The sequence below is a fragment of the Amphritea atlantica genome (genome assembly GCF_900111095.1).
Classification (GTDB): Bacteria; Pseudomonadota; Gammaproteobacteria; order Pseudomonadales; family Balneatricaceae; genus Amphritea; species Amphritea atlantica.
On the sequence record NZ_FOGB01000002.1, the window covers coordinates 517,549 to 536,425 of the forward strand.

Annotated in this window: 20 protein-coding genes; 15 read left to right on the forward strand and 5 right to left on the reverse strand. The window is 53.0% G+C overall.

The window, feature by feature from the left end; all coding sequences use genetic code 11:
• Positions 1-77 precede the first annotated feature (77 nt).
• Complete coding sequence (gene fur / locus BMY09_RS05660; protein WP_091355110.1) at positions 78-506, forward strand: ferric iron uptake transcriptional regulator; 429 nt, start codon at positions 78-80, stop codon at positions 504-506.
• An 81-nt stretch (positions 507-587) separates the two neighbouring features.
• Here fur and recN read toward each other — a convergent pair whose 3' ends face one another.
• Positions 588-2,264, reverse strand: coding sequence for a DNA repair protein RecN (gene recN, locus BMY09_RS05665; protein WP_091355113.1), 1,677 nt, complete (start codon positions 2,262-2,264; stop codon positions 588-590).
• A 178-nt stretch (positions 2,265-2,442) separates the two neighbouring features.
• Here recN and grpE point away from each other — a divergent pair, with 178 nt between their 5' ends.
• The 7 genes from grpE (at position 2,443) to BMY09_RS05700 (ending at position 8,999) form a co-directional block, all read left to right on the forward strand.
• Entirely contained in the window at positions 2,443-3,048 is a 606-nt protein-coding gene (gene grpE / locus BMY09_RS05670) for a nucleotide exchange factor GrpE (RefSeq protein ID WP_139203137.1), read from the forward strand.
• Positions 3,049-3,145: 97 nt separating this feature from the next.
• Positions 3,146-5,068, forward strand: coding sequence for a molecular chaperone DnaK (gene dnaK, locus BMY09_RS05675; protein WP_091355115.1), 1,923 nt, complete (start codon positions 3,146-3,148; stop codon positions 5,066-5,068).
• A gap of 109 nt (positions 5,069-5,177) precedes the next feature.
• A complete protein-coding gene (gene dnaJ, locus BMY09_RS05680) occupies positions 5,178-6,320 on the forward strand; it encodes a molecular chaperone DnaJ (RefSeq protein ID WP_091355118.1) in 1,143 nt (380 codons plus the stop codon).
• A gap of 49 nt (positions 6,321-6,369) precedes the next feature.
• Entirely contained in the window at positions 6,370-7,173 is an 804-nt protein-coding gene (gene cysE, locus BMY09_RS05685) for a serine O-acetyltransferase (protein ID WP_091355120.1), read from the forward strand.
• A gap of 55 nt (positions 7,174-7,228) precedes the next feature.
• Positions 7,229-8,035 carry a 4-hydroxy-tetrahydrodipicolinate reductase gene (dapB, locus tag BMY09_RS05690; RefSeq protein WP_175483447.1) on the forward strand — a complete coding sequence of 269 codons (807 nt, stop codon included), beginning with the start codon at positions 7,229-7,231 and terminating at the stop codon, positions 8,033-8,035.
• 186 nt (positions 8,036-8,221) lie between these two features.
• The gene (locus tag BMY09_RS05695) at positions 8,222-8,611 is read left to right on the forward strand and encodes a DUF3461 family protein (RefSeq protein ID WP_091355123.1); all 390 of its coding nucleotides are present in this window, start codon (positions 8,222-8,224) and stop codon (positions 8,609-8,611) included.
• A gap of 76 nt (positions 8,612-8,687) precedes the next feature.
• Positions 8,688-8,999 (forward strand): YqfO family protein, encoded by a 312-nt coding sequence (locus BMY09_RS05700; protein ID WP_091355124.1) that lies wholly within the window; start codon positions 8,688-8,690, stop codon positions 8,997-8,999.
• A gap of 274 nt (positions 9,000-9,273) precedes the next feature.
• Here BMY09_RS05700 and BMY09_RS05705 read toward each other — a convergent pair whose 3' ends face one another.
• From BMY09_RS05705 to BMY09_RS05715, 3 genes are all read right to left on the reverse strand, one after another.
• The gene (locus BMY09_RS05705) at positions 9,274-9,882 is read right to left on the reverse strand and encodes a MarC family protein (RefSeq protein ID WP_091355126.1); all 609 of its coding nucleotides are present in this window, start codon (positions 9,880-9,882) and stop codon (positions 9,274-9,276) included.
• A 113-nt stretch (positions 9,883-9,995) separates the two neighbouring features.
• Positions 9,996-10,157 (reverse strand): YqaE/Pmp3 family membrane protein, encoded by a 162-nt coding sequence (locus BMY09_RS05710; RefSeq protein WP_091355128.1) that lies wholly within the window; start codon positions 10,155-10,157, stop codon positions 9,996-9,998.
• 23 nt (positions 10,158-10,180) lie between these two features.
• The gene (locus BMY09_RS05715; RefSeq protein WP_091355130.1) at positions 10,181-10,738 is read right to left on the reverse strand and encodes an NUDIX hydrolase; all 558 of its coding nucleotides are present in this window, start codon (positions 10,736-10,738) and stop codon (positions 10,181-10,183) included.
• 268 nt (positions 10,739-11,006) lie between these two features.
• On the opposite strand from BMY09_RS05715, the gene BMY09_RS05720 reads away from it, so the two are divergent.
• The 6 genes from BMY09_RS05720 to BMY09_RS22120 are packed head-to-tail and all read left to right on the forward strand — an operon-like array spanning position 11,007 to position 15,281.
• Positions 11,007-11,810 (forward strand): DUF4198 domain-containing protein, encoded by an 804-nt coding sequence (locus BMY09_RS05720; protein WP_139203138.1) that lies wholly within the window; start codon positions 11,007-11,009, stop codon positions 11,808-11,810.
• On the forward strand, positions 11,795-12,838 hold the full coding sequence (locus BMY09_RS05725) for a 4Fe-4S binding protein (RefSeq protein WP_091355135.1): 1,044 nt from the start codon (positions 11,795-11,797) through the stop codon (positions 12,836-12,838). The genes BMY09_RS05720 and BMY09_RS05725 overlap by 16 nt, the downstream gene beginning before the upstream one ends.
• On the forward strand, positions 12,835-13,560 hold the full coding sequence (locus tag BMY09_RS05730; protein ID WP_091355137.1) for a sulfite exporter TauE/SafE family protein: 726 nt from the start codon (positions 12,835-12,837) through the stop codon (positions 13,558-13,560). The genes BMY09_RS05725 and BMY09_RS05730 overlap by 4 nt, the downstream gene beginning before the upstream one ends.
• 2 nt (positions 13,561-13,562) lie before the next feature.
• On the forward strand, positions 13,563-14,174 hold the full coding sequence (locus BMY09_RS05735; RefSeq protein WP_091355140.1) for a MotA/TolQ/ExbB proton channel family protein: 612 nt from the start codon (positions 13,563-13,565) through the stop codon (positions 14,172-14,174).
• On the forward strand, positions 14,164-14,565 hold the full coding sequence (locus BMY09_RS05740) for an ExbD/TolR family protein (protein ID WP_091355141.1): 402 nt from the start codon (positions 14,164-14,166) through the stop codon (positions 14,563-14,565). The genes BMY09_RS05735 and BMY09_RS05740 overlap by 11 nt, the downstream gene beginning before the upstream one ends.
• Positions 14,562-15,281, forward strand: coding sequence for a TonB family protein (locus BMY09_RS22120; protein ID WP_175483448.1), 720 nt, complete (start codon positions 14,562-14,564; stop codon positions 15,279-15,281). Before BMY09_RS05740 ends, BMY09_RS22120 begins: the two co-directional genes overlap by 4 nt.
• 28 nt (positions 15,282-15,309) lie before the next feature.
• Here BMY09_RS22120 and BMY09_RS05755 read toward each other — a convergent pair whose 3' ends face one another.
• Positions 15,310-17,094: a sigma-54-dependent Fis family transcriptional regulator gene (locus BMY09_RS05755; RefSeq protein WP_091355147.1), complete on the reverse strand. Its 1,785-nt coding sequence runs from the start codon at positions 17,092-17,094 to the stop codon at positions 15,310-15,312.
• Between the two features lie 285 nt (positions 17,095-17,379).
• On the opposite strand from BMY09_RS05755, the gene BMY09_RS05760 reads away from it, so the two are divergent.
• Positions 17,380-18,861, forward strand: coding sequence for a benzaldehyde dehydrogenase (locus tag BMY09_RS05760; RefSeq protein WP_091355283.1), 1,482 nt, complete (start codon positions 17,380-17,382; stop codon positions 18,859-18,861).
• Positions 18,862-18,877: the final 16 nt, after the last annotated feature.

Below are 18,877 nucleotides of genomic sequence, written 5' to 3' on the forward strand. Positions count from 1 at the left end.
CCACTTTCGCGTATAAAATCAGATAATTGAGATCGCAAGTCTAACATTCGTTGAGATAAACATCATAGAGAAAGATTATGGCACTTGAAAATCAAGAATTACGTAAAGCTGGCCTGAAGGTTACCCTGCCTCGGGTGAAAATTTATCAGATTCTTGAGAAAGCGGGCGAAGGTGATCATTTCAGTGCAGAAGATATCTACAAGCTTCTGCTGGAGCACAATGAAGATGTTGGCCTGGCAACCGTTTATCGTGTACTGACTCAGTTTGAGGCCGCGGGACTGGTTTCACGGCATCATTTTGAAGGTGGCCATTCGGTTTTTGAACTGACCCAGGATGAACAGCACGATCATATTGTCTGTGTGAAGTGCGGCAAAGTGCGTGAGTTCAGTGATCCTGCGTTGAAAAAACGTCAGGATCAGATCGCTAAGGAGCTGGGGTTTAAAATCACTGACCGGACGCTCTATCTCTACGGTGAGTGTGCCGATGGTTGCGCGAACACGAAATAGTTATCTCAGAGATATTTTCAGAGTTTTAAAAAACCGGCTATGCCGGTTTTTTACGTTTCTAACCTCTGCTGTGTTCGGGTGTCAGCTTTTAATGGCATCCAGTCCCAGCATCTCCCGGGCATGATCCAGGGAGGTTTCGGTGACATCGATACCGCCCAGCATACGTGCCACTTCGCCAACACGCTGGTTCATATTCAGGCGATCGATGCGGGTGAGGGTCTTATCCTTTACGGTTTGCTTGCTGACAAACAGATGCTGATGTCCCTGGGATGCCACCTGAGGCTGGTGGGTGACCACCAGAATCTGGTTGTTTTCACCGAGCTGGCGCAGCAACCGACCGACAACCTCAGCGATAGCACCACCGATACCGACATCGACCTCATCGAAGATCAGAGTCGGGGTGCTGGAGGTCTGCGCGGTAATCACCTGAATCGCCAGAGAGATCCGCGAAAGTTCGCCGCCAGAGGCGACTTTGTTCAGTGGACGGGGCGGCTGGCCGGCGTTGGTAGTGATCAGAAACTCAACCTCTTCCAGGCCATGGGCATTCAGCTGGTCTTTGTTATAGGGGGTGATGGAAACACTGAGTTCAGCGGCGGTCATCCCCAGACTGTGAAGTTGTTTGTTGACCTCGTTTCTGAGTGACAGGGCGGCTTTTTTGCGCGCTTTGCTGAGATTCTCTGCGCTGTCGATAAATGCCTGGCGGGCGTTCTCTGTTTCCTGATGCAGCTGTTCCAGTGCCTGATCTGACATGTTCAGACCCTCCAGCTCCTGCTGGATGTCGAGATAGAACTGTGGCAGTTGTTCGGCGGGTATGCGGTGTTTACGCGCCATATCAAATATGCTGCTGAGTCTCTCTTCAACGTCAGCCTGGCGTTTCGGGTTCAGTTCAACCCGGTCCATATAGTGGCTCATCTCCTGACAAGCCTCTTCGATCTGAATCTGAGCGCTGTTCAGCATCTCGATGGTCTGGCTGACCGAGGGTGAGGTACCCTTGATCTTGCCCAGCAGGTGTTGGCACTGGTTGAGCAGGCTTAAACAGTTAACCTCTTCAGCCTCGCTGGTGAGCTGTAAGATCTGCTGTCCGGACTGCAGGATCTCACCGGCATTGGCCAGGGTGCTTTGCTCCTCGACCAGTTTTTCATATTCCCCTTCACTGATTCCCAGTTGTTCCAGCTCTTCCGCCTGATAGCTGAGTAGCTGCAGGCGGGCGGTCTGTTCTTCACTCTGAGCTGACAGCTGCCGCAAACGGTTGTTCAGGCTTTGCCAGTTGCGGAACAGCTGACGGGTTTTGCCTGCCAGTTCACCCTTGCCGGAATAGGCATCCAGCAGGTAGCGGTGATGATCTTTTTTCAACAACCGCTGGTGTTCATGCTGACCATGAATCTCGATCAGGTATTCACCCAGTTCGCGGACTTTGTTGATCGGGCAGGGACTGCCGTTGATATAGCTTCTTGAGCGCCCTTCGGTGGTGATCACCCGGCGCAGAATGCACTCATCGTCATCCAGATCCTGGTGTCTCAGCCATTTCTGTGCGGTGGGGATATTGGAGATATCGAAGCTGGCAATAATTTCTGCCCGTTCGGCGCCCTTGCGAACAGAGCCCATATCGGCACGATCACCCAGTGTGAGTCCCAGAGCGTCGAGCATAATTGATTTACCAGCCCCGGTTTCGCCACTGACAACGGTCATGCCGTTTTCCAGCTCCAGGTCCAGTTCTTCGACAATAGCGTAGTTGCGGATGTTCAGTTGAGTCAGCATAACCATTAGTCTGTGTATTTATACAGTGGTTAATGTATAAGCCAATAATGGCTTCTGTGCAATCAATAACTACTCAGTCTGGTTAAAAAAATCTAAAAATACCCACTTGAATCCTGTTGTCATAGCCCCATATAAAAGCTCAACAGAAAACTCACATATCAGATGGTTGGAGAAAGTGATGGCAGGCGAAGATAAGTCTCAGGTTGAAGAGCAGCAGCCGGAAGCAGTAACTGAAGCGGTTGAAGAGACTGTGGGTGCTGATGCAACCGTTGACCAGGTCGCTGAAAACGTTGCCGCTGACGATGTCGATGTGGACGCGTTGCAACAGGATCTGGCTCAGGCCAGAGATCAGGTTGCGGCCCTGAAAGATCAGGAATTGCGAACCCGTGCAGAGATGCAGAATATTCGCCGTCGGGCGGAGATGGATGTAGAGAAAGCTCATAAATTTGCGCTGGAGAAGTTTGCCAATGAGCTGCTACCGGTCGTCGATAGCCTGGAGCGCGCGATTGAAGCGTCCAGCAGCGATGATGAAGCGGTGGTTGCACTGCGTGAAGGGGTTGAGATGACCCTGAATATGTTCGTTACAGGCCTGGGTAAGTTTAAGGTTGAGCAGCATAACCCTGAGGGAGAGCCGTTCAATCCAGAGCTGCACCAGGCGATGTCGATGGTACCTAATCCGGATGTTGCTGCGAACCACGTTATGGCAGTCATGCAGAAGGGTTATAGCCTCAATGGACGTCTGATTCGTCCGGCGATGGTCATTGTTTCTAAAGGCGCAGAATAAGTCAGGACTTGAAACTGATAAATCCGCACCAATATAGCTAGCAAGTTAAAAGAATTTCGCCCGTCAGAACGGGCACAGAATTACTGGAGTGATAAAAATGGGTAGAATTATTGGTATAGACCTGGGCACAACTAACTCATGTGTTGCTATTCTTGATGGCGACAAGCCCCGGGTTATTGAAAACGCTGAGGGTGATCGTACCACCCCCTCCATCATTGCTTACGCAGAAGATGGTGAGATTCTGGTAGGTCAGCCGGCGAAGCGTCAGGCCGTCACCAACCCGAACAATACCCTGTTTGCGATTAAGCGTCTGATCGGCCGTCGTTTTAAAGACGAGGTGGTTCAGAAAGATATCAAGATGGTGCCTTACAAAATTATCGAAGCTGATAACGGCGATGCCTGGGTTCAGGTTAACGATAAGAAGATGGCGGCCCCACAGGTCTCTGCAGAAATTCTGAAGAAGATGAAGAAAACTGCCGAGGACTATCTGGGTGAAGCGGTCACTGATGCGGTCATTACCGTGCCTGCTTACTTCAATGACTCCCAGCGTCAGGCAACTAAAGATGCCGGTAAAATTGCGGGTCTGAACGTTAAGCGTATCATCAACGAGCCAACGGCTGCGGCACTGGCTTATGGTATGGATAAGTCCAAGGGCGATAAAACCATCGCTGTATACGACCTGGGTGGTGGTACTTTCGATATCTCTATCATTGAAATTGCAGAAGTTGATGGCGAACATCAGTTTGAAGTACTGGCGACTAACGGTGATACCTTCCTGGGTGGTGAGGATTTTGACTCCCGTCTGATTGAGTATCTGGCCGCTGAGTTCAAGAAAGAGTCCGGTATTGATCTGCACAATGATCCACTGGCGTTGCAGCGTCTGAAAGAGGGGGCTGAGAAGGCAAAAGTTGAGCTGTCTTCTGCTCAGTCTACCGATGTTAACCTGCCTTACATCACTGCTGACGCTACCGGTCCTAAGCACCTGAATGTAAAAATCAGCCGTGCCAAGATGGAGTCGCTGGTTGAAGCGCTGGTTGATCGTTCCATGGATCCTTGCCGCATCGCACTGAAAGATGCTGATCTGTCCGCTTCTGATATCGACGAAGTCATTCTGGTAGGTGGTCAGACCCGTATGCCACTGGTGCAGCGTAAAGTAACCGAATTCTTTGGCAAAGAAGCACGTAAAGACGTTAACCCGGATGAAGCGGTTGCGATCGGTGCTTCCATCCAGGCTGCGGTGCTGTCCGGTGATGTGAAAGACGTTCTGCTGCTGGATGTTACCCCACTGAGCCTGGGTATCGAGACAATGGGTGGGGTTGCCACTCCGGTTATTGAGAAGAACACCACAATCCCGACTAAGAAGTCTCAGGTGTTCTCAACGGCCGATGACAACCAGACTGCGGTAACCATTCACGTGGTTCAGGGTGAGCGTAAACAAGCGTCTGGCAACAAATCACTGGGTCGCTTTGACCTGGCCGATATCCCGCCAGCACCCCGCGGTATGCCACAGATCGAAGTCACCTTCGATATCGATGCCAACGGTATCCTGAACGTATCTGCAAAAGATAAGGCGACTGGCAAAGAGCAGTCTATTATCATCAAAGCCTCTTCTGGTCTGAGTGATGAAGAAGTTGAACAGATGATTCAGGACGCGGAAGCCAATGCTGAAGCGGATAAGAAGTTTGAAGAGATGAGTCAGGCCCGTAACCAGGGTGATGCGATGATTCACTCCGCTAAGAAAACTCTGGAAGACGCGGGTGACAAGGCGACTGAAGAGGAAAAAACAGCGATCAACAGCGCTATCGAAGAGCTGGAAGGCGTGCTGAAAGGTGATGACAAAGAAGTGATCGAAGCCAAGACAGCTGCGTTGACCGAAGCAGTCTCTGCTGTGGCTCAGAAGATGTATGCTGAAGCAGCTCAGCAGGCTGAAGGTCAGGGCGGAGAGCAGGCCCAGGCTGAACCGGCTGACGATGCTGTTGATGCTGAGTTTGAAGAAGTTAAAGACGACGAGAAAAAGTAAGTCTCTTTAGTGAATCAGGCTTGATATGACAGCGCGGGCCGGTCCCGCGTTGTCCTGTTTTTATTCTCAGCTGATTTAAGTATTAGTTAACCGGATTGCGATACAGATTATGTCGAAGAAAGATTTTTACGATGTGTTAGGCGTTTCCAGAGACGCTTCTGACCGGGATATTAAAAAGGCGTTTCGTCGGATGGCGATGAAATACCACCCGGACCGTAATCCAGACGATAAAGCGGCCGAAGACGCCTTTAAAGAGGTGAATGAGGCTTACGAAGTTTTGTCGGATAGTCAAAAGAAAGCGGCGTATGACCAGTATGGGCATGCGGGCATCGACCAGAACGGCATGGGTGGCCATGGCGGATTTGGCGGCGGCGCTGGAGGCTTTGGTGATATCTTTGGTGACGTGTTTGGCGATATTTTTGGCCAGCAGGGGCACGGAGGCGGTCGTCGCAGCCATGTTCAACGTGGTGCTGATCTGCGTTACACCATGGATCTTAGTCTGGAAGAGGCGGTAAGAGGGTGCGAAAAAACCATCTCTGTACCGACACTGGTTCCCTGTGAAGTATGTGATGGCAGTGGTGCTAAACCTGGCACCAGTGCTAAAACCTGTGGTACCTGTGGTGGTATTGGTCAGGTGCGGATGCAACAAGGATTCTTCTCGGTACAGCAGACCTGCCCATCCTGTCATGGTGAGGGACAGGTTGTCTCCGACCCTTGTTCCAGCTGTCATGGCCAGGGGCGTAAGCAGCAAACCAAAAAACTGTCAGTCAAAATCCCTGCGGGTGTTGATACTGGTGACCGTATCCGTCTGTCGGGTGAAGGTGAAGCAGGCAGCCATGGTGGTCCATCCGGTGATCTGTTTGTTCAGGTTAATGTCCGGGATCATGCGATCTTTGAACGGGATGGAAAACATCTCTATTGTGAAGTTCCGATCAGCTTTATCGACGCGGCACTGGGGGGCGAGCTTGAGGTCCCGACACTGGAATCCCGTGTTAAACTGAAGATTCCTGCTGAAACCCAGACCGGAAAATTGTTCCGTCTGCGAGGCAAGGGGATTAAACCGGTCCGTGGCGGTGCCGTGGGCGATCTTCTGGTACGGGTGATCGTTGAAACACCGGTGAATCTGAGCGGTAAGCAGAAAGAGCTGTTGCGTGAATTTGAAGCTGCGATGGATGACCGGCAAAAACATCACGGGCCGAAGAAACATGGTTTCTTTGACAGCGTGAAGAAATTTTTTGAGGATATGACCTGATATTCTCAGGGGGCTGCATGGCAGCCCCTGCGACTTTTTGGAGTCTTACATGAGTGATTTTCCCACTCAACCGAAAGAGCTGTGGCAACTGATTCAACAGGAAGCCCGGGAGGAGATGGCCAGAGAGCCGTTTCTGGCAAGTTTCTTTCACAGCACCATTATTCGTCACCACAGCCTGTGTGAAGCGGTGAGTTATCTGTTGGCCAATAAACTCTCAGATGAGGTGATGGCCGCTATCACGATGCGCGAGCTGATCGAAGAGGCGCTCGGGGGAGACCCTGCCATCCTGGAGTGTATCTGTCAGGACATCAGCGCAGTACGCACGCGCGATCCGGCGGTTGCCAGCTTCACCACCGTCCTTCTCTACCTGAAGGGCTTTCATGCCCTGCAGGCATATCGTATTGCACACTGGATGTGGCAGCAGGGGCGTCATTCGATGGCGCTGTACCTGCAGAGCCGTGTCAGTGAAGTGTTTCAGGTGGATATCCATCCTGCGGCGCAGATCGGTTGCGGTGTGATGTTTGATCACGCCACCGGTATTGTGGTTGGCGAAACCTGCGTGATTGAAAATGACGTCTCTATTCTTCAGTCCGTGACGCTCGGTGGCACAGGAAAGCAGACCGGTGATCGCCATCCCAAGATTCGTGAAGGGGTGATGATTGCTGCCGGCGCTAAGATCTTTGGAAATATCGAAGTGGGAGCCGGGGCGAAAGTCGGCGGAGGCTCTGTGGTGCTGGAAGATGTTCCGCCCCATACGACCGTGGTCGGGGTTCCGGCAAAGATTGTGGGTCGTCCTGAGTGCGAAAAGCCCGCGTTTGATATGGATCAGAGCGTTAGTCAGCAGAAAGAGTAATGAATTAAATGACCGGCTGACGTAGATCAGCCAGTCGTCTGACCAGGTATTCAGAATGATAAGAGTTGCAGTAACCGGCGCCGCCGGGCGTATGGGTAAAACAAATATTGAAGCGATTCAGGCAGCTGAGGGCGTTAGTCTCGGTGCCGCCATTGTCGAACCAACCAGCAGTCTTATCGGTGCTGATGCCGGTGAGGTTGCCGGCGTTGGCAAACTGGGAGTGAAGCTTGTCGGCGCACTTGATGAGGTCATTGATGACTTCGATGTGCTGATTGATTTTACCGCCCCTCAGGCGACCCTGGCCAACCTTGCGCTGTGTGCAGTAAAGGGCAAAGCGATGGTGATCGGCACCACAGGATTGAGTGAAGCGGAACGTGCTGAGCTGAAGAGCTTTGGGGAGGTGATGCCTCTGGTGTTCGCTTCCAATATGAGTGTGGGTGTCAACCTCTGCTTTAAACTCCTGGCTGAAGCCGCGAAAGCGCTGGGAGACGATTATGATGTTGAGATTATTGAAGCGCATCATCATCATAAGGTCGACTCCCCATCAGGCACTGCGCTGAGTATGGGAGAGGTGGTTGCCGATGCATTAGGCCGGGATCTGCGTCAGTGTGCGGTGTATGGCCGTGAAGGTCAGGTGGGTGCCCGCACCCGGGATGAGATCGGCTTTGTCACTATTCGTGCCGGCGATGTGGTTGGCGATCACACCGTGCTGTTTGCGACCGAAGGTGAGCGGATTGAGATTACCCACAAGGCGAGTTCCCGGATGACCTTTGCCAAAGGCGCTGTGAGGGCTGCTGGCTGGCTGGCGGGTAAGGCGAACGGTTTATACGATATGCAGGATGTGCTCAGTCTGCGTGACTGATACCAACCTGCGGTGAGAAAAGACCGTCAGATGAATCAGCTGTGACAGCGGGTTCGGATGACGGTTTTTTTATTTTTAATGAATGATTAACTAAATATCCCATAATGGGGCGAACCCTGCCCCACAGAGTAGTATTTTTAATCTATATTTGATGGGATGACAGCGAACGGCTTATGGAGTGACCAGATGTCTGCCAAAAAATTTGCGACCCTGAAAGAGATGGGATTTGAAGATCCCCATGAAATTGAGAAATATACCACCCGTACAGAGAATGATATCGATGTACTGAAGGTCTATCTGCATCGTCATCATGGCGAATGGATGACCAAGAGCAAGAAATTCAAGTTTAAGCGGCGCCATACCAACGTCTCGGTCGAGGGGGGGCTGGTGCCCTATCGTGCCAGCACCGAGCCTTCGCCCTATTACCTGAAAGCGGTTGCTGAGCTTGAGCAGTTGGTGGTGGAAGAGAAGTCGGTAAAAGATAAGAAGCAGCACCTGCTGGAAGAGCTGGAACACCTGGAGAAGGTGGTGACCCGAAAAGTGGAAGATCTGCGTCGGCAGATTGAAGAGCTGTAAACAGCGTTCGATATAACGATAGACGGCTGGTGAGCAATCACTGGCCGTTTTTTTTATCAGCGGGAGTGATGGAGAGATGTATAAACTGGCGTTCTTTGTACCGCAAGACAACCTGGAAGAGGTTAAGCAGGCTCTGTTTGCGGTGGGGGCAGGCAGGATCGGCGACTATGACTGTTGCTGTTGGCAGGTAAAGGGGCTCGGTCAGTTCCGCCCGCTGCCGGGAAGTAACCCGCATATCGGCCGTCAGAATTTGCTGCAGCAGGTGGAGGAGTGGAAGGTTGAGCTGGTGTGTGAAGATCAGCTTATCCAGGCCGTAGTGAGTGCTCTGAAGCAGGCCCATCCCTATGAGGAAGTCGCTTACGATGTCTGGCAGCTGAGTGATTTATAATCATGTTTATAACTCTGAGTGTTATAAACATAATCTGTTGATAAGGGTGTTGATTAAGTATGGGTAACCGCTTAACTTTATAAGTAACGTATTGTTATTTAATAGATAAATTGTTTTGTGTTAATTCTGAGCAGGTTATTAACTGAGCAGCAGCGAACAGGGAAAATAAGTCACAAAAACTGTGGATATCATTGTGGATTAAGTATGGGTATCACTGGGGTAAGCGACGCAGACCCCGTGGCTGCGGGGATCTGCGCTATTGGTGTAATAACGCTCAGTGACTGATGCGGTTCATAAAGCCGGTAATGCCCGTCAGAACAATCTCTGATGCCATGGCGGCGAGAATCAGGCCGGTAATCTTGCTGAGAATATTCAGCCCTGTTTTGCCCAGCAGGCGCTCCACCCGGGTTGCGGCATGCAATAATATCAGCAGACAGATCAGCGCCATAAACATGCCACTGAGTCCCAGGATAACCTCTATGCCGTGCAGCTCTGAACCATATACCAGAATCGCACCGATGGTGGCGGGACCGATAATGGTGGGGATCGCCAGCGGCACAACCGAGGCATCCTCTCTGGGACCTCCAGGTACCTGAGCGTTGGTGCGTATGCCATCCTTAACCAGGCTGATGGCAGACAGAAACAGCAGTATCCCGGCACCAATGCGGAAAGAGTCGATCGTTATGCCCAACAGCTCAAACAGTGGTGAACCGAAGAAAAACAGAATCAGTGACGCCAGGGCCGCGGCCAGGACCGCTTTATTAGCAGTGCTGCGTCGCTCTGCCGGGGTGTCACTGCGGGTCAGAGAGAGGAACATAGACACCACAAAGAAGGGTGCGAAAAGGACGAAAAATTTAATCCAGGTGGTGATTAATAAAGTCATAGGTGGTTCTCATGATCCGCGCAGGATAAGCGCAGTTAAATAAAAAACGGCCTTGTGGGCCGTTATTCATAGCTGTTGCCGTGGGGTGAAAACACGGCAGGACAGGGAAGTGGTTATTTTAACACCAGCCAGAGGGCATGCAGAATACCTGGAAGGTAAAAAAACAGACAGAGCACAATATTGATAACCAGTTGCAGGCCTGCTCCGGTTTTCATAAATACTGCGATTGGGGGCAGTAATATAGCAAGAATAATAAGAATCAGTTTGTTATCCATCCTAAGTTCCTTTGTCTTAATGATTAAGATTTATCGACATACTGTCCGGGCGGTGTTTCCAGATCGACGTGATGCAGGGGAAACGCCCCCGTTTTTCGGTCTTCAAAGTAAAATCGCAAAGCGTTTCTGATGGTCTGAAATGCCAGCTCATCCCAGGGCACGCTGTCTTCAGTAAACAGCTTTACATCGGTCGTCTCATCTCCAGCAGAGAAATTCAGGTCGTCCAGTTGTGCCAGATAGATCAGTTGTACCTGGCTGACGGGGACGATAGAGGTCAGGGTGTAGAGTTGTAAATCGCTGACCCGGGCGTTGGCTTCTTCAAGGGTTTCTCTGGCGGCAGCCTGGCGGGTTGATTCACCGTTCTCCATAAAACCGGCGGGCAGTGTCCAGTAACCGACCCGGGGGTCTATGGCACGTTTACACAACAGCACCTTATCCTCATACACCGGCAGACACCCGGCGATGATTTTGGGGTTCAGATAGTGAATTTCGCCACACTCATTGCAGATGTGCCGGGGACGGTTATCGCCTGCGGGTATTTCGAATCGAACGGTCGATCCGCACAGATTGCAGTAGTTCATAGCGTGTCCTTCGGTAGTCTTCCTGGTCCGTAAATCGATTAAGTGGAGTGGGCTTAACTGGTTAGCACTTACTTTAATCTAATAGTTGCCGTTGGCTCAAATATTCAATTCATTATCGGTTAACTATTTTCTGCAATTGTCTGACGGTGAGTATCGTCATCTGTTGAATTTGTCTATGCGTCGAATTGTCTCATGCGTCATTAGGTCACATCCCCGGTGGCCAAACTCTGGTTAATATCAGCGGGTTTATTTCACCGGGAAAAGCAGGATGCGAGCACTCATCGTTTTTGTGTTATGGATGCCAGCCTTTATGGTTCAGGCGGATCTCTATTGGCAGCCCGTGCCAGGCAGGGGCGGCGCTCATGGCGGCGCAGCAAAGATGTTTAAACTGGCTGAGCAGATCCCGGATGCAAAGCGCACGGTAGCGCTGCTGCACTCCGACCTGCAACGCAACCCACTGGAGGTTGATAAGGGCCTTTATCGGGTAAAGGGTAGCGGTAAAAACAACTACCATGCACTGGTGGCCCGGGAGGAGGGAAGCGATTATCGGCATCTGGCGGTGCGTTATCTTTACTTCAATGGAAAGCCTGTGGACAGCTCCCCCTCTGATCTGCTGGCCGAATCCCTGGGGGAGCTGGAGATTGTTCCAGATCCTCTGCCCCGGGAACACTGGCGATATACCAGTGATAAACCCTACCGCTTTAGGGTGCAGTTTAACGGTAAGCCACTGCCTGAGCAGCCGGTACTGGTGATGACGGAAACGGGCAGTACCGAGATTCTGCACAGCGACAGTGATGGCGTGCTGAAGCTTGTTATCCCTGATGATTTTGCCACGGTTGTTCCGGGTGCCCGGAAAAACCCGCCAGGCGAGCTGCGAATATTCAGTGAGGTTGACCGCGAAGGGATCAACTATCAGAGCTCTCTGAGTATGAGTTATTACGTTAACCCTTCCCATTGGAAAAGTGCCAGCCTGGGAGCGATGGCAGCCCTTGGCGGGCTGCTGTTTGGACTATGGTTGAACCGTCGTCTGCCTGCTCATAGCCGGAGGAAGAAAAGATGTGTGCAAATCTGACCCTGGTGCGCCGCTCTGTTCAGTTACTGATGTTTGTGTTTCTGGTATATGGTTCGGTGGTGATCGGTTTCTATGCCGCCGATAAAATTTCCGGGGCGCTGCCCGCCCTGAGTTGTGCTTACGATTCGATGAATGCCGACTACTGTGCGCTGATCCCGTTACAGCATCAACTGCACCACCGTCTTGGAGCCGCGGCAGATGCCGGGAACTGGTTTATGTTTCTGATGCCTTTCCTGACTACCGTAGGCACTTTCCTGCTGCTGTTTGTTTTCCTCAATAAAGCCTTTTGTGGCTGGGTTTGTCCGCTGGGCTTTTTTCAGGAAGTGATGCAACTGATCGGCCAGAAGCTTGGGTTGCGCCGGGTAGATAGCCTGACTCATGGAGCCGTGGATAAGATCCGGCCGGTGAAGTGGCTGATGCTGGGGGGCTTGGTGTTGGTTCTGCCGGCACTGACCAGTCTGGGATTTCTCAGTGATGAGTGGGGCGATCCGTTTTGTCAGATCTGCCCCAGCCGGATTATGACCACCCTGCTGACCGGCTCCAATGAACAGTTGTTTGTCGATACCTCCAGTCCCAGCTATATGGCCCTTTCCATCACCGGCGATTTTCTCTTTGGTTTGATGGTGGCGCTGGCGTTGACGATGCGACAACCGTTCTGCCGTATCTGTCCAATGCTGGCGCTGCACGCCGTCTTCAGAAAAGTGGGGTTAGCTCGTCTGGTGAAGCAGGGCAGCTCCCGTTGCGAAAAATGTGGTCTGTGCGCTGAGGCGTGCCCGATGGATATCCGTGAACTGCAGAGTGAATTTAATGCGGTTGCCAGGCCAAAGGATATTACTCTGGCTGATTGTACCCTGTGTGGCCGCTGCGTTGAGTTTTGTCCCGATAAGGATGTATTACAGTTACGCTATCTTAACGTGCCAGTGTTCAGTTCCAGCCCGGCGTATTTTAAACGGCGCAAGAAAGCTCAGACACAGTGGGACAGCGTTAAGCTGATCGGCTTTAGCAAAGCGGAAAAAGAGAAAGTATGAGTGTTGAACTACTGGGGTTGGAACTGACTGCAGCGGTATTGACCGCCTTTCTGATCGGTCTTAGTTTTGGTAGCGGCCCTTGTAATATCAGTTGTCTGCCCTATCTGGGGCCGGTACTGCTGGGGCCGGCGGCGCAACAACCGTTTCATGCAGTTCTGTTGCCGTTTATGAGCGGCAGGCTCGCCGGGTATCTGCTGTTGGGAACTCTCGCAGCGGCGAGTGGCAGTGTGCTGCAACACTATCTGAAACATCCGTTACTGCCCTGGGCCATCGCCGGGGTGACTTTCTGGCTGGCGTTGCGGATGTTGTTTCAAAGTCGTAAGCCGGTCTGTTCGGTTGCTATGGCGCAGAGTGACGGGCGACAAACGAGTGATCAGCGCTCCTCCGCTGTCAAACTGATCGCCACGGATGCTGTGGCGACGGAAAAGAATCGTTTGCAGCTGGCCTTACTGGGGTTCTCTCTGGCATTGAACCCCTGTGTGCCGCTGCTGGGGTTGCTGGCTGCTGCAGCACAGAGTGCAGACCCATTATGGGGGGCTTCGGTAGCGCTGAGTTTTGGTCTGGGGGCTATCGTTATTCCCACTCTGCTGGTGCGCTACGGCTTTGCTCTGCTGGGGCAGGAGTTGCAGCGGCAACTGGCAATGTGGCAGCAGGCCCTGACCCGCACCGGCGCTGTTATGTTGATATTAGTCGCGGTGAACACCGCTTTAAGGGGCGTTTAACTATGTTGTGGATTGAAAAGGGTGGTCCGGTTATCTGGATTCTGGTCGCGTATTCTGTGCTGGGTCTGACGATTATTGCCAGCCGCTATCTGCAACTTCTGTTTACCCGTCGAAGTGACCTGACTATTTCGCCGCAAAGATGGCATGCCGGTGCAGAGAAAAGAATTGTTGATCAGCTACGTTCTGTGTTGCGGGTACAGGGTCATAGCCCTGAACTGCGTGCCACCGCGGCCCATCTGATTCAGGCCGAGATGAAGCCCTTTGAGTCGGGGCTGAAAACCGTCGCGGTCTTGGCCAATACGGCTCCTCTGCTGGGGCTGTTGGGGACGATAACCGGGATGATCAAGGCGTTTCAGGTGATTGAGGATGCCGGTGGTAAAGTGGATGCGATGGCGCTGGCCGGGGGGATCTGGGAAGCGATGCTCACCACTGGTGTGGGGTTGTCTGTGGCGATACCGCTGTTGATTTTGCTGCACTTTCTGGAGTCTGCTTTAGGCCGTTATCACTGGCATCTGCATCAGGCTGCGGCGCTGGTGCTGAATCGCTCTGAGAGCGTTGATATTGCAGACGATGAGGAGCTGGAAGAGTGGGAGAGTGTTGCGGATGTCCTATAAGTCCCCTGCCCATAGTCTGATTACGCTCAACCTGACACCACTGATCGATATTGTATTTTTGCTGCTGGTGTTCTTTATGCTGACCGCTCATTTTGTGGATGAAAAACAGATTGAACTGACGCTCCCGGAAGCGTCCAGTGCCGAGGAGGTTAAAGAAGCGGAGCCGGTGGTGGTGATGATCGATGCAGCGGGCACATTCTATATCAATTCAGAAGTGGTTCATGGGCAACTGCTGGAATCACGTTTACAGAGTCTGTTCAGCGATCACCCGGAACGACTGCTGCGTGTTAAAGCGGATAGTCAGGTCTCTTTTAACCGGGTGGTGAAGCTGCTGGATGCCGCCCGCTTGCTACACATTAATAACCTTGAAATCGCCACCCGGGAAGAATGAGTCTGAAGCCTGAGCCACCTCGCCGTGCTGGCGGTTTTCTGTTAGCGGGTTTGATACTGTCCGGTGGGGTGCATGCTGTTATCTGGCAGCAATTACAACAGCCGGAGTTGAGTGTTGCTGCGGCCCTGCCTATCAGTTATCAGCCGGTAACGTTAGCCGCTGCGGTGCCCCAGCCAACAGTCTCTGAACCTCAGCCTCAGGAAACAGTCCCACCTGTAGAGCCCAGGCCAGAACCTAAGCCAAAGCCAAAGCCCAAGCCCAAGCCCAAACCGAAGCCCAAACCGAAGCCCAAACCGAAGCCCAAACCGAAGCCAGAACCGAAGCCAGAACCGAAGCCAGAACCTGTCCCCGGGCCTGAGCCACACAAAGAGCAGCCCGCGGTGCCCATAAACAACCCGGTTAGCAGCACGCAACCGGTCGCTCCGGTGATCAGTGCTGAGCAGCAATATCAGCGTTTTCTGGCCTTGCTGGTACAGCGTATCGACCAGCATAAGCGCTACCCCAGGCGGGCACAGTCCCGGGGTATTGAGGGGCGGGTGAGCTTCAAACTATCACTGGATCGCCATGGCGCACTGGAGAGCTTTGAGTGGCTGGAGGGTAACCGGCTGTTTTATAAGGCAACACTGGATGCGATTAAACGATCACTGCCGCTGCCCCTGCCGGAGGGGCAGGGGGCATTCAGTTATCGATTGGCACTGGAATATAAGCTGCTGTAATTGAGGATAGCCAATAGAACGGGACAGGTTACCCGGACTCCTGGTTGCTCTCATTGATCTTTTTCATACGGTAAGCCAGTCGGGAACGGGTTAGCCCCAGGAGTCGTGCGGCTGCTGACAAATTGCCGTCTGCCTGAGCGACCGCTTCGCTGACCAGCCTGGCTTCCAGTTTATCGAGTGACGGGCCGGCAGCGTTAGCCGGGGCGAAACGGCGAAACTGTTCCAGCGCCGACTCTTCGCTTTCCGGACTTAATTCGCCCTCGCTACTGATGGTGAAGAGCAACGCCCGGGTGGTTTCTTCATCCCGGAACAGGTGAGACAGGTCGATGAGTGAATGATCCTCGGCGGCGATCACCCCCCGCTCGACAAGATTCTGCAGCTCACGAATATTGCCGGGAAAACGGTAGTTCAGCAGTGCCCGCATCGCTTTCAGGGTAAAGCCACGTATGCTTCGCCCATGTTGCAGGTTGTAGTGTTCAAGAAAGTGGGACAGCAACAGCGGAATATCATCTCGCCGCTCCCGCAATGGCGGTAACAGTATCGGGAATACATTCAGGCGGAAAAACAGATCCTCGCGGAACTCTCCTTTGGTGACCGCATCCCTCAGTTCGACGTTGGTGGCGGCGACCACCCGGACATCGACGCTGATCAGACTGGTCCCACCGACCCGTTCCAACACCCCCTCCTGCAGTACCCGAAGCAGTTTGCCCTGGGAGCTGGGGCTGAGTGTACCGATCTCATCAAGAAACAGGGTGCCACCGTGGGCGCGCTCGAAGCGCCCTGGGCGGGATGTTGTGGCTCCGGTAAAAGCCCCCCGGTCAACACCGAATAGTTCTGACTCGATCAGGGTGTCGGGAATAGCCGCGCAGTTTATCGCGATAAAAGGTTCATCTTTACGGCTGCCGATCTCATGCAGCATACGGGCAAACAGCTCTTTACCCACCCCCGATTCACCGGTAAATAATACCGTGGCCCGGGTGCTGGCGACCCGTTTGAGCATATGACAGGCGGCGATAAAGGCGGAAGAGATACCGATTAACTGTCGATCTCCCAGAACCGGCAGGTCCGTACCTGGCACCGGCAGCGGTGCCGCCGCCGGAAGATTGCCTGAGCTTAAACCGGCATTATTCTGACTGACAAAATCTTCAGCATTCAGATAACGCAGATCCTCTTCGACATCGCCCCATAGTTCTATAGTTCTGCCGATCACCCGGCAGGTGGCATGGCCCATTGAGCGGCACTCGACCTCGCGGAATACGGTCAGTCGTCCCAGCAGTGTGGTCACGTAACCCATGGCATAACCCAGCTGCATCCAGCACGCCGGTTCGGTACCGATACCATAGGCGGCGATATGTTCATCATCTTCACTGGAGTGGTGCCAGAGAAACTCGCCATCATAGGTTCCCTGATGGGGGTCGAACTCAAAATGGATGGTTTCCACCTGCACCACGCCCTCCAGAGAGTGCAGTTGCGTGCCAGCAAAGAAGATCGCTTCCGGATCAGCATCGGGCCAGCGTTCGCGCACCAGCTGTGCATCCCGGACGCCGGAGCTGTAGCCCGACCGGGTCAGCAGTCCCCGTGCCCGCTCAATCCCCAGTCGTTCAATCAGTTCACGGCGCAGGCTGCCCAGGGACGAGTTGTGCATCAGCACCATCCGCTGGCCATCCAGCCAGATACGTCCGTCTTTGGGGGAGAAGTGCAGATATTCAGACAGCTGGCCAAAATTCAGGCCTGAATCTTCAGTGAGATTGTCGCTGTCACCTGCGGGCAGCTCGTGAGTTTGTGACAAACCGTTCGGATCAGGGATGGGCATCGGCTTTACTCATGTTTATTGTAATTTTTAACAAAAATATTAAGTCGTTTTGCTGTGTTTAACAATCTTATCAATTGTTGAGTGGACAAATAATTTTTGTGCGCTGCAATTAGCTAAAGAAAAATTGTTCTGTGAAAACCTTCTCTTTTTAACTGTTCAGTCGATGTTGCGTTGCAATAAACAGTGTTGTTGTGACATCTGGCACAGCGGTTGCTCTATCAGATTAACAATAAAAAAAGTTCATCCCATCTGTATTGGGGCGGACAACACGCTGGAGGTTCTATTGTGTCAATTGTAGAAGGTGATTCAGGTCTGTTGGATCCATCCCTCTGGGAGGGTCGGATATTCGATGGTAGCTGGAAGGTTGCGCAGGGAGGTAGTGTCGTCGTCACTGAACCGGCCACCGGGGAAGCACTGACCCGTACCGGTATGGGCGATGCCTCAGATATCGCCATAGCGGCGCGAAGTGCTGCTGAGGCTCAGGCTGAGTGGGTGAAAATGTCCTGTCGTGAACGGGCCGATATCTTTTTTCGTGCGGCTGAGGCTCTGCAACAGGATTTCAATGCCGCAAAAGACTGGATCGCCCGGGAAACCGGCGGCATCTTTGCCAAGGGCGAGCATGAGGTGCGCGAGGCTGTGGTGATTCTGCGGCGTTCGGCGGCGATGCTGCTTGATCCGGATCATGGCCTGGTGCTGCCTTCGGCGTCGGGCACTCTATCTTATGCCAAGCGCCAACCCTTAGGGGTTATCGGTGTCATCTCACCGTTTAATTTTCCGCTGATACTGTCTATTCGTGCTGTCGCCCCTGCGTTGGCGGCGGGGAATGCTGTGGTGCTCAAGCCTGATCCTCGTACGCCGGTCAGCGGTGGTTTTATCATCGCCCGGGCGCTGGAACAGGCAGGGCTGCCAAAAGGCCTTCTGCACGTGATTCCTGGGGGGGCGGATGCCGGTGAAGCGCTGTGTACTGATCCCCATGTGCGCATGATCGCCTTTACCGGATCCACTCCGGTTGGCCGCAGAATCGGTGAGCTGGCCGGACGCCATCTGAAAAAAGTGATGCTGGAGCTGGGGGGGAAAAGCCCGCTGATCATCACCGAGGATGTCGATCTTGATCTGGCCGCCAGCAATGCAGCCTGGGGCGCCTGGTTCCATCAGGGGCAGATCTGCATGGCATCGGGACGGATCATTGTTCATGAATCGATTGCAGCGCAATTGACAGAACGGCTGGTGGCTAAAGCTGCTCACCTGCCTTTTGGCAATCCAACCGATGGTAACGTGGCCATGGGACCGATTATCAACCGTGCTCAGTTGGAGCGGGTTGACGCCATCGTCAAAGAGAGTGTGGCTGCCGGAGCAATCCTGGAAGCGGGTGGCGAGTGCGAAGGACCCTATTATCAGCCGACAGTTCTGTCGGGCGTCAAACCGGGGATGCGCGCCTATAGCGAGGAGTTCTTTGGTCCGGTTGCCAGCATCATTACCTATCGCGACGACGAGGAAGCGATCCGTATCGCCAATGATACTGAGTATGGTCTGGCCGCAGCGGTGATCTGTCGCTCAGTCGGTCGGGCGACAGCGATCGGCGAGCGTCTGCACGCCGGCATGGTGCATATCAATGATCAGACCGTGAATGATGAGTGCATCAATCCCTTTGGTGGTCGCGGCGCTTCCGGCAATGGTGGCAGCATCGGCGGACCGGCTGACTGGGATGAGTTCTGCCAGTGGCAGTGGGTTACCGTGAAAGATACCCCGCCGGCCTATCCATTCTGAGGTGTTCTGATCGATT

Bases quoted from the DNA above. Each gene is read 5' to 3' on its own strand.
- dapB (WP_175483447.1), top strand. From the start codon at position 7,229: ATGATAAGAGTTGCAGTAACCGGCGCCGCCGGGCGTATGGGTAAAACA.
- fur (WP_091355110.1), top strand. From the start codon at position 78: ATGGCACTTGAAAATCAAGAATTACGTAAAGCTGGCCTGAAGGTTACC.
- recN (WP_091355113.1), bottom strand. From the start codon at position 2,264: ATGCTGACTCAACTGAACATCCGCAACTACGCTATTGTCGAAGAACTG.
- grpE (WP_139203137.1), top strand. From the start codon at position 2,443: ATGGCAGGCGAAGATAAGTCTCAGGTTGAAGAGCAGCAGCCGGAAGCA.
- BMY09_RS22120 (WP_175483448.1), top strand. From the start codon at position 14,562: ATGAGTCTGAAGCCTGAGCCACCTCGCCGTGCTGGCGGTTTTCTGTTA.
- BMY09_RS05735 (WP_091355140.1), top strand. From the start codon at position 13,563: ATGTTGTGGATTGAAAAGGGTGGTCCGGTTATCTGGATTCTGGTCGCG.
- BMY09_RS05720 (WP_139203138.1), top strand. From the start codon at position 11,007: ATGCGAGCACTCATCGTTTTTGTGTTATGGATGCCAGCCTTTATGGTT.
- BMY09_RS05695 (WP_091355123.1), top strand. From the start codon at position 8,222: ATGTCTGCCAAAAAATTTGCGACCCTGAAAGAGATGGGATTTGAAGAT.
- BMY09_RS05700 (WP_091355124.1), top strand. From the start codon at position 8,688: ATGTATAAACTGGCGTTCTTTGTACCGCAAGACAACCTGGAAGAGGTT.
- BMY09_RS05730 (WP_091355137.1), top strand. From the start codon at position 12,835: ATGAGTGTTGAACTACTGGGGTTGGAACTGACTGCAGCGGTATTGACC.
- dnaJ (WP_091355118.1), top strand. From the start codon at position 5,178: ATGTCGAAGAAAGATTTTTACGATGTGTTAGGCGTTTCCAGAGACGCT.
- cysE (WP_091355120.1), top strand. From the start codon at position 6,370: ATGAGTGATTTTCCCACTCAACCGAAAGAGCTGTGGCAACTGATTCAA.
- BMY09_RS05710 (WP_091355128.1), bottom strand. From the start codon at position 10,157: ATGGATAACAAACTGATTCTTATTATTCTTGCTATATTACTGCCCCCA.
- BMY09_RS05755 (WP_091355147.1), bottom strand. From the start codon at position 17,094: ATGCCCATCCCTGATCCGAACGGTTTGTCACAAACTCACGAGCTGCCC.
- BMY09_RS05725 (WP_091355135.1), top strand. From the start codon at position 11,795: ATGTGTGCAAATCTGACCCTGGTGCGCCGCTCTGTTCAGTTACTGATG.
- BMY09_RS05705 (WP_091355126.1), bottom strand. From the start codon at position 9,882: ATGACTTTATTAATCACCACCTGGATTAAATTTTTCGTCCTTTTCGCA.
- BMY09_RS05740 (WP_091355141.1), top strand. From the start codon at position 14,164: ATGTCCTATAAGTCCCCTGCCCATAGTCTGATTACGCTCAACCTGACA.
- BMY09_RS05715 (WP_091355130.1), bottom strand. From the start codon at position 10,738: ATGAACTACTGCAATCTGTGCGGATCGACCGTTCGATTCGAAATACCC.
- dnaK (WP_091355115.1), top strand. From the start codon at position 3,146: ATGGGTAGAATTATTGGTATAGACCTGGGCACAACTAACTCATGTGTT.